This is a genomic window from Bartonella sp. AD24XZML (genome assembly GCF_042196485.1).
Classification (GTDB): Bacteria; Pseudomonadota; Alphaproteobacteria; order Rhizobiales; family Rhizobiaceae; genus Bartonella.
On sequence record NZ_JBHIQH010000034.1, the window covers coordinates 1 to 13,483 of the forward strand.

The 13,483-nt window shown below is 35.9% G+C and carries 19 protein-coding genes; 9 read left to right on the top strand and 10 right to left on the bottom strand.

Features of this window, described 5'->3' with window-relative positions; genetic code table 11:
• From ssb to ACFIMX_RS02890, 8 genes are all read right to left on the bottom strand, one after another.
• A partial coding sequence (gene ssb / locus ACFIMX_RS02855; RefSeq protein ID WP_375694006.1) for a single-stranded DNA-binding protein occupies positions 1 to 198 on the bottom strand: 198 nt, incomplete at its 3' end.
• A 93-nt stretch (positions 199 to 291) separates the two neighbouring features.
• Entirely contained in the window at positions 292 to 1,749 is a 1,458-nt protein-coding gene (locus ACFIMX_RS02860; RefSeq protein ID WP_375694007.1) for a replicative DNA helicase, read from the bottom strand.
• A gap of 603 nt (positions 1,750 to 2,352) precedes the next feature.
• Positions 2,353 to 3,018 (bottom strand): Rha family transcriptional regulator, encoded by a 666-nt coding sequence (locus tag ACFIMX_RS02865; protein WP_375640196.1) that lies wholly within the window; start codon positions 3,016 to 3,018, stop codon positions 2,353 to 2,355.
• A gap of 145 nt (positions 3,019 to 3,163) precedes the next feature.
• Positions 3,164 to 3,484, bottom strand: a complete 321-nt coding sequence (locus ACFIMX_RS02870; protein ID WP_375640176.1) for a hypothetical protein — start codon at positions 3,482 to 3,484, stop codon at positions 3,164 to 3,166.
• 294 nt (positions 3,485 to 3,778) lie between these two features.
• Positions 3,779 to 4,207, bottom strand: a complete 429-nt coding sequence (locus tag ACFIMX_RS02875) for a hypothetical protein (protein WP_375694008.1) — start codon at positions 4,205 to 4,207, stop codon at positions 3,779 to 3,781.
• Between the two features lie 288 nt (positions 4,208 to 4,495).
• Positions 4,496 to 5,623, bottom strand: a complete 1,128-nt coding sequence (locus ACFIMX_RS02880; RefSeq protein ID WP_375694009.1) for a hypothetical protein — start codon at positions 5,621 to 5,623, stop codon at positions 4,496 to 4,498.
• Entirely contained in the window at positions 5,613 to 5,978 is a 366-nt protein-coding gene (locus ACFIMX_RS02885) for a DUF1376 domain-containing protein (protein ID WP_375694028.1), read from the bottom strand. Before ACFIMX_RS02885 ends, ACFIMX_RS02880 begins: the two co-directional genes overlap by 11 nt.
• Positions 5,968 to 6,444: a crossover junction endodeoxyribonuclease RuvC gene (locus tag ACFIMX_RS02890; RefSeq protein ID WP_375694010.1), complete on the bottom strand. Its 477-nt coding sequence runs from the start codon at positions 6,442 to 6,444 to the stop codon at positions 5,968 to 5,970. The genes ACFIMX_RS02885 and ACFIMX_RS02890 overlap by 11 nt, the downstream gene beginning before the upstream one ends.
• A 75-nt stretch (positions 6,445 to 6,519) precedes the next feature.
• On the opposite strand from ACFIMX_RS02890, the gene ACFIMX_RS02895 reads away from it, so the two are divergent.
• Complete coding sequence (locus tag ACFIMX_RS02895; RefSeq protein ID WP_273791729.1) at positions 6,520 to 7,212, top strand: hypothetical protein; 693 nt, start codon at positions 6,520 to 6,522, stop codon at positions 7,210 to 7,212.
• A gap of 152 nt (positions 7,213 to 7,364) precedes the next feature.
• On the opposite strand, the gene ACFIMX_RS02900 is transcribed toward ACFIMX_RS02895, so the two are convergent.
• Both ACFIMX_RS02900 and ACFIMX_RS02905 read right to left on the bottom strand, forming a co-directional pair.
• Positions 7,365 to 7,781 (bottom strand): hypothetical protein, encoded by a 417-nt coding sequence (locus ACFIMX_RS02900; RefSeq protein WP_375694011.1) that lies wholly within the window; start codon positions 7,779 to 7,781, stop codon positions 7,365 to 7,367.
• 10 nt (positions 7,782 to 7,791) lie between these two features.
• A complete protein-coding gene (locus ACFIMX_RS02905) occupies positions 7,792 to 8,109 on the bottom strand; it encodes a hypothetical protein (protein ID WP_375694012.1) in 318 nt (105 codons plus the stop codon).
• A 94-nt stretch (positions 8,110 to 8,203) separates the two neighbouring features.
• Between ACFIMX_RS02905 and ACFIMX_RS02910 the strand changes: the two genes are divergently transcribed.
• From ACFIMX_RS02910 to ACFIMX_RS02945, 8 genes are all read left to right on the top strand, one after another.
• Entirely contained in the window at positions 8,204 to 8,539 is a 336-nt protein-coding gene (locus ACFIMX_RS02910; protein WP_375616980.1) for an XRE family transcriptional regulator, read from the top strand.
• A 221-nt stretch (positions 8,540 to 8,760) separates the two neighbouring features.
• On the top strand, positions 8,761 to 9,180 hold the full coding sequence (locus ACFIMX_RS02915) for a hypothetical protein (RefSeq protein ID WP_375694013.1): 420 nt from the start codon (positions 8,761 to 8,763) through the stop codon (positions 9,178 to 9,180).
• A gap of 47 nt (positions 9,181 to 9,227) precedes the next feature.
• Positions 9,228 to 9,974 carry an antA/AntB antirepressor family protein gene (locus ACFIMX_RS02920; protein ID WP_375618635.1) on the top strand — a complete coding sequence of 249 codons (747 nt, stop codon included), beginning with the start codon at positions 9,228 to 9,230 and terminating at the stop codon, positions 9,972 to 9,974.
• A 12-nt stretch (positions 9,975 to 9,986) separates the two neighbouring features.
• Positions 9,987 to 10,814 carry a recombinase RecT gene (locus ACFIMX_RS02925; protein WP_375694014.1) on the top strand — a complete coding sequence of 276 codons (828 nt, stop codon included), beginning with the start codon at positions 9,987 to 9,989 and terminating at the stop codon, positions 10,812 to 10,814.
• A 1-nt stretch (position 10,815) separates the two neighbouring features.
• The gene (locus tag ACFIMX_RS02930; RefSeq protein WP_375694015.1) at positions 10,816 to 11,439 is read left to right on the top strand and encodes a lambda exonuclease family protein; all 624 of its coding nucleotides are present in this window, start codon (positions 10,816 to 10,818) and stop codon (positions 11,437 to 11,439) included.
• Between the two features lie 68 nt (positions 11,440 to 11,507).
• Positions 11,508 to 11,876, top strand: coding sequence for a DUF488 family protein (locus tag ACFIMX_RS02935; RefSeq protein ID WP_375694016.1), 369 nt, complete (start codon positions 11,508 to 11,510; stop codon positions 11,874 to 11,876).
• Positions 11,877 to 12,136: 260 nt separating this feature from the next.
• Entirely contained in the window at positions 12,137 to 12,355 is a 219-nt protein-coding gene (locus ACFIMX_RS02940; protein WP_375694017.1) for a hypothetical protein, read from the top strand.
• 6 nt (positions 12,356 to 12,361) lie between these two features.
• Positions 12,362 to 13,399: a tyrosine-type recombinase/integrase gene (locus tag ACFIMX_RS02945; RefSeq protein ID WP_375694018.1), complete on the top strand. Its 1,038-nt coding sequence runs from the start codon at positions 12,362 to 12,364 to the stop codon at positions 13,397 to 13,399.
• Positions 13,400 to 13,483 lie beyond the last annotated feature (84 nt).

A 13,483-nucleotide genomic window follows, 5' to 3' on the forward strand; every position in this document is an offset into this window, starting at 1 on the left:
GAGTGCTATTTTTGCAAGATGTGGATTAAACACCACTACGGAATGCCATTCTGTTTTGTCTACTTTCTTATTGGTTGCCTTATCTGTATAGCTCTCAAACGTTGCTATACGAAAATTGACCACCTCGGCGCCAGATGACATTGTTTTACTTTCTGGATTTGCACCTAAATGACCAATTAAAATCACTTTATTAAGCATATTTGTAAGTTCCATTAAATGATGTAAAGATCATAACATGTTTTACGTGTTTTTACAATATTTTCAGTTAGCTAATAACAATTATTTAAAGTGTTACATTATATTCAAATCACTAAAGCATGTGAAATCGGATTGAAAGGCAAGGGGAACGATTCCTGTCGGACCATGGCGTTGTTTTGCTATAATAACCTCGGCTTTACCCTTGGCTTGCTCCATTGCCTCTTGCCATTTGCTATACTCAGAGGTGCCTTCTTTGGGTTCTTCATTTTTGAGATAGTATTCTTCACGATAAACAAACAGAACAATGTCGGCATCTTGCTCGATTGAACCAGATTCACGTAAATCGGATAATTGTGGACGTTTATCGGTTCGATTTTCAACTTGACGTGAAAGTTGTGACAGAGCAATGATGGGAATATTGAGTTCTTTTGCAAGTGCTTTTAATCCGGTGGTAATGGCTGTAATTTCTTGAACGCGATTTTCTAATGAACGCTTTGAACCGCTTGTCATGAGTTGGATATAATCGATAATCAAGACATCTAGACCATGTTGTCGTTTAAGACGCCTTGCACGAGCGGACAATTGTGCAATAGACAACCCACCCGTTTGATCAATATAAAGAGGGATTGTTTGTAAGGAACGCATTGCGTGAATAATTTTTGCAAATTGCTCTTCTGAGATATTACCACGGCGCATATCAGAAGAAGAAATCTTTATTTGTTCAGAAATAATGCGAGTTGCAAGCTGTTCTGTTGACATCTCAAGTGAAAAGAAACCAACAATACCCCCTTCATTTTCTTGGCTGTTATCATGACGCTTACAAGCATTAGCAATATTAAAAGCAATATTGGTAGCAAGCGATGTTTTACCCATACCAGGGCGCCCCGCAAGGATAATTAAATCAGATGCTTGTAACCCTCCCATTTTCTCATCAAGGGTTTTAATATGGGTAGCTATCCCTGAGAGCTGTGAGGAACGCTTTTTCGCAGCGCTTGCCATGTTAAGTGCTTTTGCAATGGCTGTATCAAAGTTTTCAAAACCACCCCCATATTTTCCTTTTTCTGCTAGCTCAAATAACTGATTTTCAATCGTTTCAATTTGTTGTGATGTTGTAAGTTCTACAGAAGCATCATAAGCTCTATTCACAACTTGAGTGCCAAGGTTAATTAAAGAGCGGCGGATAAAAAGATCATAAATGACGCTTCCATAATCTTTAGTATTAATGATTGTTACAGCTTCTTTAGCTAAACGCACCACGTAATTATATACCGTGATGTCACCAATTTTCGCATCATTTTCAACAAAGGGCTTAATAGTAATGGGATCTGCAATTCTTCCCTTTTGAATAATTTGTGAAATGATATCAAAAAGCTTTTGATGCAACGGTTCAAAAAAATGCTCTACTTTTAAAAAATCAGAAACGCTATCAAGAGCATTATTATTGATAATGATAGCACCCAGCAAAGCTTTTTCAGCTTCAATATTATGGGGAAGTTGACGAAAAGAAGATTGTTCTTCTGTTTGAAAAGAAGGTAAATTAACAGCGTTCATTTTATTCATTATGATTTAAATTGATTTGATAAATGATAATTATAAATCACTGAATCTACAGTGTGAATCCCATTTTTATTTTACTTAACAGCTTGCATTTTGATACGTTTTGTGCAATAAAGAGATGTTCGTAACTTTCGAATAACAAGATAACAGTCATGCATTGCAAAACAGAAGCCGTGTCAAGAAATTGGCACGGCTTTAATGCATTTAAATTGAATAGAAAAAACTAGCCTCTAGTATAAAAGAAAGCCCTGTTACGTAAATACATAACAAGGCTTTCACAATTTCTCAAGTTGTATATAAAATATAGTACATTATGTATAAAGTTACAAGCGTTAATACACAAAAAAAACCGTGTCATTTAAGGCACGGCTTTTGCGATATCTTTAAAGAGGAATATTGTTTTAACCTAAAGAACGGTTAAAATACAACGCCATTATGACGTTGCGAATTAATGGTAGCATGATACATTTAAAGATGCAATTTGAGAGAAACCACACTTGCTTTTATACACAAAATATGTGATTTGTGAGTTTCTTATCTGTTTATAGGTTTTGAAAACAAAAGCCGCGTCTTTAAAGGACACGGCTTTTTTGTTAATTATTGCATATTTCCATAGATTTGCTCTCTTAAGCAAGCTAATCCTTTGGAAGTGATTTTAGTTGATGGTACGGTTTTTTCTGTACCATCATTTTTTTGAATAGTAATGGCTGTGCAATCCATTAATCCTTTTTGGATTTTATCTTGATATGGTAATAATGGGCCGTTTGGTACTCTTTTGTAAACCCAACCATATCTTCGTAAGTAATCTGATAAATCCTTAGGCCTTACTTCCAATATTTTTGCAGCATCTATGATACCAAACAAGCCATCGGAACGTTTTAAACCATCAAGAGCTATTGCTTTTGGTTTGAGTGTATTCACTTCGTTTCTTAAGTTTTCTATTTGTGTAACACTTTCTAAAAGCAGTTTCTTAACAAAGAGAGGGTTTTCTAAAGCACTTGCTAAATCTGTTTTCTTTTCTAATTCCTGCCACCGGTCAATTATTTTTGCACGCAATGTAGTGCTGTATCCTGAAACGAGGATTAAGCATTCACGCTTTGGAAGGTTGTAACAGTTTTGGGGCTTACCCTGTTTATCTAAATAGGTGGATCCAAATTTGGATTGACCCCCTTCAGGATATAATTCTCCTAACATTTGCCGAATATCACGCATAATATGCGCATGTTGCTTACCGCATAACTCTGCAATTTCACGACTAGACATCGTTTGAATGCTATCATCTATTTTGATTTGATTTACGTTTGTTAAATTTGTTTGATTTACATCGATTAAGTATTGTGACATCTTTTTTGCCTAAAAATTTAATAAACTTTAAAAAGCAGGCGCCCCCGCCGCGCCGACGCGTTATTTAAGCAGCCTCGTTAATACTATGCACATTATCAAAAATAGGATTATAAGCTTTCAAAAGCGGCACTATTGATTCAATTAGTTCGGATTGACCGAATTCTGTCATAATTGCTAAGATTTTTGTAAAATTTGGAATTTCGTTTTGTAATTTAAAAAACAAGACTTTCTCAAGAGCAGCCATAAGTTCCACTAAAGAAACGTGATAGTTATCTTCAGTATCAATATCAATATTTTCGCTATTTGCTTCTTTACACACTACCATCCACAAATCACATAAGAAATCAGTGGTTATTTTGATATCGTTTTTTTCTTTAGAATGCATTTTAACACCTAGTTATTTAGAGTTTTTAATTGACAGCCCATAAGGGCGCCGGGCGCTAAAAACACGGTAACTAGTCCGTTGCTTATACTTTTCCCTCGCGAAGGGTATTGTATGGTATAAGCACACCCGACACAAATCATCATACGCTATTCAAAGCATAAAAGACAGCCAGTATTTTAAAGAAATGGGAGAAACCTTTTCGTGGTTTACCCGCTAGTTATCGTGGTTTTTAATCACTTGCCAACCTTAATAAACGACCTTTTCATTAAAGTCAATACGTATTTTTTATTTTTTTCACTTTTTTTCATTTTGATAATAACCTAATTGAATATCAAGTGCTTTTTCTAGTTCACTGTCTATATCATAAGCCTGTGAATAACATCTCTCACCATTATCTCTAATCTCACAAATCAACTGATCTTTCTCTGTACGTTTTTTGATTTTCGTATTTACCTCATCTATCAAAGGTTCACAACTCAATACACTTCTTGGCAAATCACCCCCATATATCCAAGCTTTCACTTGCGCCTTGGTACTGTAATCAACTTTGTTAGGCATCTCATGATACTGACCACCATCGAATTCCTCGTATTCTCTTGATCCATCTTCGTATTCATACAAGTTGTAAAAATATTCTGCCACCCCTAATCCCCATGGTGCATATCCAACCGCTGTTACAACGAACTTTTTCCCCCCCTTCTGTTTACGTTTTTTTAAAAACATTTGGTTTAATATCCCCTATCTAAATCCATAACTTTACCAATGGGTTTATTTGCCTCAAAATGGACCGTATAGAAGCGTTTTTAATTTCAATGTATTTTTATCACAAAATCTTTAAATCGCTCTGTACGGTGCCTTTCTGTCAATTTAAACGCATATCTATTCTCAAAATCATCAGCAAACTTCACTACTTTGCTGTTTATCATTCAATGCTTTTAAATACGATTTCATTATGTAGCAAATAAACTAATAGCCTCTCTACTCCTGATGCATTCTGATCCATACGTGTCTTTAAGCGTAAATCGCTGTTGCAAGTTGATTGAAGCTTTCTGAAAGGTTATTTGCGAAATTGTTTGACGGTGGTTTATAACATGCGCTTTCATATAGTTTTTTCACTTCTGATTTTTCGTGTTTCTTAATTACCAATCCATATTTTGGATGCGTAATCCAATTATCCCAAGCGCTTTGCCAATCGCGTTCATTTGCATTTCGACATAGATTGGTTTTTGAAAAGCGTACAAATTTTTCAAATTCTGATAAGGCTTCATCATGCGTTAATCCTTGTTCAATTGCATATTGAAAATCGGGGGTGAAATCTTCTAGTATTCTTTTAACTTCTTGTTTTTCCCTTGTTTTCTTTGTTTCTTCAAAAAAGTTTGCTTTCTCTGGAAAATAAGCAGGCATTATCTTATCAACGATTTCTGAAAGTTGTTTACCAACCTTTTTAACTTTTCGTGAAGGCAATTTCTCAATCATCGCTTCGTTAATTTGCCATCGGTTGTTAGCTTTGTTTGAAGTGTTGGTATTTTGCTCGTGAATGATTGGTTGTTTGGTTTCTATCGTTTTGATTTGTTCTGATTGAACATCATCACACTCGATTGCCTTTTCAACAAAATCGTTTGTTTCTAAATTTTCAAAATCAATTTCTCTTTTTGATAAAATAATAGTTTTATTTTTTTTGTTATTGTTAATGTTATTGTTAATGTTAATGGCATCATTTAGCATTGCATATGCATTGCACGTGCATTGCTCATGCATTGCACGTGCATCATCATTACTTTTATCTTTGTTTTTATCCCATCTAGCTTTTGCTGCTTTTGAAGCCTTTTCCGAAGCTTTATCTAAATTCTCATTAGAGTTATTGAGTTCTTCTTCAACATCTAAATTCCATAAGCGACCATCTGCTAAACGAATGAGATATCCTTCTTCAAGCAAAACATTCAGTGCCGCTTCAAACTTCTTTACTGAATAACCAGTGTAATGAGATAAAACTTTAATATTATAAAAAAGAGGTTCACCAGTACGCAACATACGTAACCGTAATCGCATATAGATATTGCCCTCTACAGCAGGCAAATAATCAACAACTATTGCCCACTTGTCTGCAAAAAGCCTCGTCCATGGCAACTTAGTTGACATGTATTGCCTCCTCTCTTTTCTTACTCCACCTTGCTAAAGCAGCTTTCGAAGCTCTCTCTGAAAATTTGCTAATGCTATAATCAAAAGCTAGTGACTTATGCCATAAACGACCATTCTCTAAACGCGTAATATGATCCGTGCTTATTAAAGTCTCTAATGTCTTTTGAAACGTTCTTATTGAACACCCACACCAACTCGATAAATAAGACGCATTATTTATAAGAGGCGCTTTCCTATCATTCATAAGCAACACAAGTGTTGTATAAACAGCCTTCTCTGTCGCTTTTAAGCCCATAAGATCTTTTAAAAACTGATCTGTACTAAATTTTACAAACGCCACTTTATTATTGGACATCATTTGAGATCTCCCTTTCTTTAACTAAATGTAAAATTGCTAAAGCATCTGCTTCATTATCATCACATGGCTTGTGCCCTTTAATACACATTGCCTCTATCATCTCTTCTTTCGACGCATTCCCCTTCCCCGTCGTCGCTTTCTTAATCGTACTTACCGGTATCCCCTCATACGGTATCTGATGATGTTCACACCACGCCGTTAACGTTGCTAACAAACCGCCGTAAACATGCGCGGCATCTGTACCTTTATGACGCCTCACCTCTTCAAAATACACCGCGTCAATTTGACCTGCTGTCTGCTTTATTTCTGATAGCCATTGCTTAAAACGCAAGTAACGCATTCCACCGCCTTCAAAACGGCGCGATTGAAAATTCACGGTACCACTTATGATACTACCGTCCCCTCCACGTATCGCCCACCCAGTCCGCGTACCTAGATCAAAACAAAGAATCGTGTTATTCACCGCGCCGCTCCACACATAACGTGTTTTATAGAAGTGTTTTTTTCCGAAAATGAAGGAAAGAAGGGTGTAAGAAGTATGCAAATAGATAAAGATGTTATAGCTATAATTATTAGTATCTTTTCCCTAATACTATCGTTGTTTTTAAGATACGTAGATCTCAAAAAAGCAGAAAAGACTCGAAGAGAAGATTTATGCAATGTAGAAAAACAGTTTAACCATCTAGAAGAGCAAAATAAATCATTGCAAAAGCAAGCCACATCATCAGAAAAACATGTCAATTTTTTACTAAAAACAAAAGAAGAACTGGACTTAGGACCACCGCTACAGTTCAATGTACATAGTCCTACTCCAGACAAACATGATCCTAATAAATTTAGTGTCATATTATACATTAAAAATCCTACAGAAAGAATGATTAAAATAAATCACATATGGATAGAGAAAAAATGCCAATTCGAATTTGATAAAATAGTTTATAGCAACGGTACATTTATTAGCGGAAATGGCCAAATAACTATCAACCCCACATCTCCGAAACATATAGACCTAATAAAACTCGAAACAGAACAAACCTTACAAAATGGTCTTAATTCCTTTAATAATATAATCGGTGGACAAGAAATTAAATTAGAATTTTTCATTTGTTCCTCAAAATTGAATAAATCAGATACTCCGCTTTTTATTATGGAACATACTTCCTCAAGTAATCCTCAAAAAACAATTAAAGCTTCTTTTTGGACCTATTTCTTATCCCCTCATTCTTCCTAAGTTTATCCTCTAGATCCCATATTATTCTTTTTTGTTTAATTATCTCATCCCTAAGCTCTCCTGCCTGTTTAAAATAGTGATAAACCTCATAAAGCAAATATAGATTGGTAGTTATAGAAAGAATTGTTGCTGCTGTACTCATCTCTCTCTCCTCACTTATTTTTCTTCTTATTTTTATGAGGCTTTTCTTTTACAGATTCACCACGCTGCTTAAGCTCTTGGGTCAGTCTCTCAATTTCCTTATCACGCGATTGGGATTCTGTTTTTATTGCATCTATAACTTCGTTTTTCCGTTTGAACGCTTCTTCATACTCATCTATCTTCTGCTTCAGTGCTTTAATTTCCTTTTCATATTTTTTGATATCCTCACCACACTCATCAATGATCTTCTTAGTGACGTTGCGTTCTTCTTTTAAAACCTCAATTCGAAATTCTTGACCTTTAACCTGCTCTTTAAGCTTTTTAACTTGATCTCGATAATACAAAGCAAAACGAAACATCACTCCACTAAAAAGCAAGACTACAAACACTACACACACACTTATAAATATCACGGTACCTAAACTCATTTTGATCTCCTTAATGCTGCAATCTATCGACCGTCTGTTCAACAACGTGGCTCTTGCAAATTTTCGACATTGGGGCGTGTTGCTCTTGCATTAATCTCTGCAAGCGCTCGGGATAAAAAAAATCTTCGGGGCGCAAATCTATCCCATGATCACGTGCGTAGGTTAATAATTGCGCTTGATAAATTGAAGGAAATAATCCATTAGAACCACCCTTCTCTTTAGAATAAGTGATACGATAAACAGCACCTTTACATTTCTGTAAAATACGCGAAACATTAACAGCCCCCCCTAAATATTTTATTATGGTATACGCAGGTTCTTTTTTCATAATAATAAAATTTCATATTTAATGAATTTTAGCAAGACAAAAATTCAGTTTTTTTTTATTGATTTTTCATATCACATGAAAGAGCCTTATTTTTATGGAATCAGATCAGTTAAAGGCGTGGCTTAATGAGCAATTAGCTAAAAATGGGCATGGCAGCAAAAAAATGCTCGCTAAACATTTAGGGATATTGCAATCTACTTTAAGCAATATGCTAAATAACTCAGAAAAATCAGAAAAAAAGAAACCAATAAAACCTAGATCAATAAGAGCTGATGAACTAATAAAAATTATTGATTTTTTTGGTGAAATCCCGCCTTTTTTAATAAAAGAATCTGAACAATTTATTCGTCTTTACTATCAAGCAAAACCTGAAGTTCAGAAAGCTGTTTTAACGATTCTTCAAAATTCTTGTTCTTTAGACAAAGAATAATAGATGCCCTCACTTTTTTATCTCCATAATTCCAAAGTTTTTCTAACATTGTATTATCCAAAATTAACTTTTTCCTTTACAAAATTTCATATTTTATGAATTTTTTAGTTGACCTCGTTCATTAAATATGAAATATACAATCACCATACCCCGAAAAAAAAAACCTATGTCAAGGCGTTTTTTTCAAAATGTATTTAAATATTTTGATAATGGAGGCATTTGTGAAAAAACCAGTGTTTATCAATTCTGATGAAATTCTCTTAGTCATCTGCGAAAATGAAGAACAAAATCTCGCTAAATCTGGTCCTTTCTTAGAAGAAAAGGACATTATCAAATTTATCGACCAAGCCGATAATGCTCTCCAAATTTTGCGCGTAGAACCAACGACTAATCGTTGCGAAAATATCTCTGAAGATATTGCCGAATTCTATCTGAAAGAATGTGAAGAACAGTGTTTCAATGGAAACATACCTCACGACTTTGTTAAAGACAGTAACGCATACGGTTTTTTTTTAGAAGAAATCGAACAGCAGCGATATGAAGATGAAACTTACGGGACTTATGAACAGCAGCACCGGTTAACTCTTTCGGATGTCATTCCAAACTACCCACACTATACACACTACAGAGGGCGTTTCTAAAAGCGCCCTCCTCTTTCCTCTTATTAAATATCGGACGGAGTAAACTTATGAATAATCCTATCGCTATTACAAATAACACGATTAACGGAGAAGACGTTCAAACAGTAAACGCACGTGAATTGCATGCCTTTTTGGAGGTAGGTAAAGATTTCTCTACTTGGATTAAAAACCGCATCAACAAATATAACTTATTAGAAAATAAGGATTATATAGTTTTCACCAATTTTGGGGAAAACCTCCAAGGTGGTCGTCCCTCTAAAGATTATGCTCTCACCTTAAATGTAGCGAAAGAGCTTTCTATGATTGAGAACAATAAGAAAGGTAGAGAGGCTCGTTTATACTTTATCGAATGTGAACGGCGTGCAAAGCAGGCAGTAACACCACAACAAATCGACTATTCCAGTCCAAAAGCTATGATTGGCTTTTTGAATTACCTACAAAGTCAAATAGATCAACAAGATACTCTCATTGAATATCTAAAACCAAAAGCAATGGCTTTGGAAAGCTTGCAACGCTCTGATGGGCTCTTCGGTCTGACTGAAGCAGCTAAAATTCTCGAAATGCAACCAAAACAGTTCATTCTCTTCTTACAGAAAAAAAGATGGGTTTATCGACGCACTTTCGGCGCTCACTTATTGCCTTATCAAGACAAAATCCAAAAAGGTCTTATGGATTGCTCAACCAACACTATTCAAACCGAAAAGGGAACTGAAAAAGTCATTCCTTCCGCAAAAATCACAACAAAAGGCATGGGGCTGCTGTCTCAAGAAATTAAACGACAAAGCACGCATTAAAAGGAAACAAACATGACAAATTCACAATTAGCCACTATGGCAAAAAAATACGGATTTTCTGATCATGAGTTTCAAAAGGCTATCATGAAAATTTGTATTGGCAATAAAAACGCCCAAAACATCACTGATGAAGAATTTGCTATTTTTCTTTTTATTGCCAATAAACATGGTCTCAATCCTCTAACAAAAGAGATCTATATAATCCCTAAAAAATTCGGCGGCATGATCCCTGTTGTCTCTATTGATGGCTGGATTAAGATCATTAAATCTAATCCTAAATTTGATGGCATGACTTTTCAAGATCAACTCGATAAAGATGGAAATTTAATTGCCATTAAATGTGCTATTCGTCTCAAAGGCATTAAAGACCCTATCGAAGTCACCGAATATTTAAACGAATGCAAACAAGAAAAAAGTGACCCATGGGAAAAATATCCAGCACGCATGTTACGTCATAAAGCAACTATACAATGTGCTCGCTATGCTTTCGGTTTTTCCGGTATTTATGAAGAAGATGAAGCGGCTCGTATTAATAATACCACACAAGGACAACTTGTTTCTCATGGCATGCTGGAACAAATCAAAGAGTTAATTAAAGAGACTGGAACCAATGAAAATAATCTTCTCTCTTACGCGAACGTAGAAAAACTAACAGATCTGTCTTTTGAAAAAGCACAAGAGGTTTTAGGACTTTTAGAAAAAAAGCAAAATATCCAAAGAGAAAAAGCTCTCGAATACCTCCCTCCACAAGAACAAATAAACGCCCCTATACAAGATGCCGAATATATTCACGTCCAAGATATTGAATATGCGCCAACTCAACAAGAAACGGCGGTGTGAGATGGAACAAAGAACAGCACAATGGTTTCAAGCAAGGCTAGGCAAAGTTACCGCTTCAAACATTTACAACGTCCTGAGTAAAACAGCCAAAGGATTGCCTACAAGCAAATATGAAGATTACAAAATCAAACTCATAACAGAACGTTTAACTGGGGAAACCAGCCCCCATTATGAAACTGAAGATATGCGTTGGGGCATTGAACATGAAGAAGATGCACTCAAAGAATATGCATTCATTTATGATGCCGATATAAGAAAATGCGGCTTTATCCAACACCCCACAATCAAAATGGCGGGGGCAAGCCCTGATGGGCTTATTGGGAGTGATGGATTAATCGAAATCAAATGCCCGAGATCCGCAAACCATATGCGCTTTTGTATAGATAACGAGATCAAACCAGAATATCACGCGCAAATGCAATTCCAAATGGCGTGTACAGAACGTCAATGGTGTGACTTTATAAGCTATGACCCACGGTTTACGGGGGCATCATCTCACTTGCGTATGAAAATCAAACGCATCTACCGTGATGACAAACAAATTGAACAAATCAATCAAGCTGTTCAAGCCTTTTTAGAAGAAATAGAACGTGAGATAAAACAACTCTCTACAAAAGCTGCTTAACCCTTATGGGGGTGTTGTTTAACGCATATCTACAATCACCCCCGCCCTTTCACATAAGGAAATTAAACGTGTGTAACATCGAACATATTATCATACAGCCTGCTAAAGATGAGGAATTTTGTTTTTTTACCCTTGGCTATGAAGGTAGGTCCCTTGAGAATTATCTTAGTTGTCTCATAGAAAACAATATCAAAACTTTATGTGATGTTCGTAAAAATCCAATAAGTAGAAAACACGGATTTTCAAAAAGACAATTAGAGCAAGCTGTAAGCAACATTGATATTGAATATATGCATATGCCTGAACTTGGAATTGCCTCTGAAAAACGAAGAAATTTGAAAACACAAAAAGATTATGACCGCCTTTTTAAAAATTATCGAAATACAACTCTCAAGAATAATTCTTGTGCAATAAACAATTATATCAAATATTTTTAAACAAAAAGCGCGTTGCAATCACCTGTTTTGAAGCCAATGTATGCATGTGTCATAGAGGACAGCTCGCATTAGCTCTTACTCAATTGCCTGATTGGAAATATGAAATTAAGCACATCTAAAAAATAAACTTACAGATTTTTTACATATGGAGGTGCTTCTCTTCACAAATGCCTCCTAGCACCCCCACCCTTCCTAACACTTTCAAGTAATGCGTGATTCACGAAACGGGTGAATTACGTCTCAATGTAAGGAGAAATGACATGGCGCCGCGCCCTGCTACCATAACACAACCAGCCATTGCTCGTGCTTTACGAGAAGCAAAAAAGCAAAAATGCGAACTCATAGAAATCAAACCTACCGGTGAACTGCTTATCTATCTTAAAGCAGATATCCCATTACCAAACTCAGCAGTAAATCCTGACAAGCTATTGTCTTTGTCAAAAAATGAAAGTGATGAAGTTTTACTTTACAACATGTAATTTACCATGCCAAAACCACGCCCCCCTCATCTCGTCAAAGAAATTACACGCCACGGTAAAATTATATGGTATGTGCGTATTGGTCATGGGAAACGTATTAGAATACGCGGGACTTATGGAACGCAAGAGTTTGTTGACAACTACAAAAGCGCACTTGCCGAATTACAAGGGCTTATACTCCCTAAATCCAAAACCAGTAAGCTAGTCGAAGGTTCATTTGCATGGCTCCTTAAACAGTATCTTAATAGCTCCAATTGGCATAACCTCGCTAAAGCCACAAAGAGACAAAGAGAATACACTCTTATGAAAGTGTGCGATACTATAGGACACATTTCATACCAAGCAATAGAAAAGAAACATATCATAGCCGGTGTTGAACGGCGCAAAGAAACACCAGCAATGGCTAGAGACTTTCTACAATCCCTAAATGGGCTTTTTAAATGGGCGATTGAACAAGGACTTTTGGAAAGCAACCCTACTTTAGGTATCACAAGACCTCCTCTTAAAAATAAAGAGGGCTTTCCCGTTTGGACAGAAGAAGATGTTGAAAAATATTACCAACGCTGGTCACATGGTACCCATGAACGTGTTTGGATTGATGTTCTTCTTTACACGGGTCTGCGTCGTGGTGATGCGGTCCGCATTGGCTGGAAAGACGTCAAAGATAATATCATTCACATCAAAACAGAAAAGAGCCAATTTAAAACAGATGTCTTTCTCCCAATTTTGCCAGAATTAGCCAAAACGCTTGAAGTTGGTCCTATTGGAGAAGAAACATTCATTTGTGGTAAACGCGGGAAAAAAATACCCAAAAAAAGCTTCGGAATTACATTTTATAATGCTTGTACCCAAGCAGGTATCAAAAAATCAGCGCATGGCTTAAGAAAATTAGCAGCAACACGCGCAGCAAATTCGGGTGCAACGGTATCGCAATTGAAAGCACTCTTTGGCTGGACAAATGACAGTATGGCATCTCTTTATACCAAGAGCGCAGATCGCAAAAAACTCGCTCTTGAATCGATACAAAAGCTCCAAAAAAGTTAGGGATAGAGACAAAAAAACATAATAGAATCAATAAGCACCTAATCCCTTACTACAAATATAACTTTTTGATTTAATTATTATTTG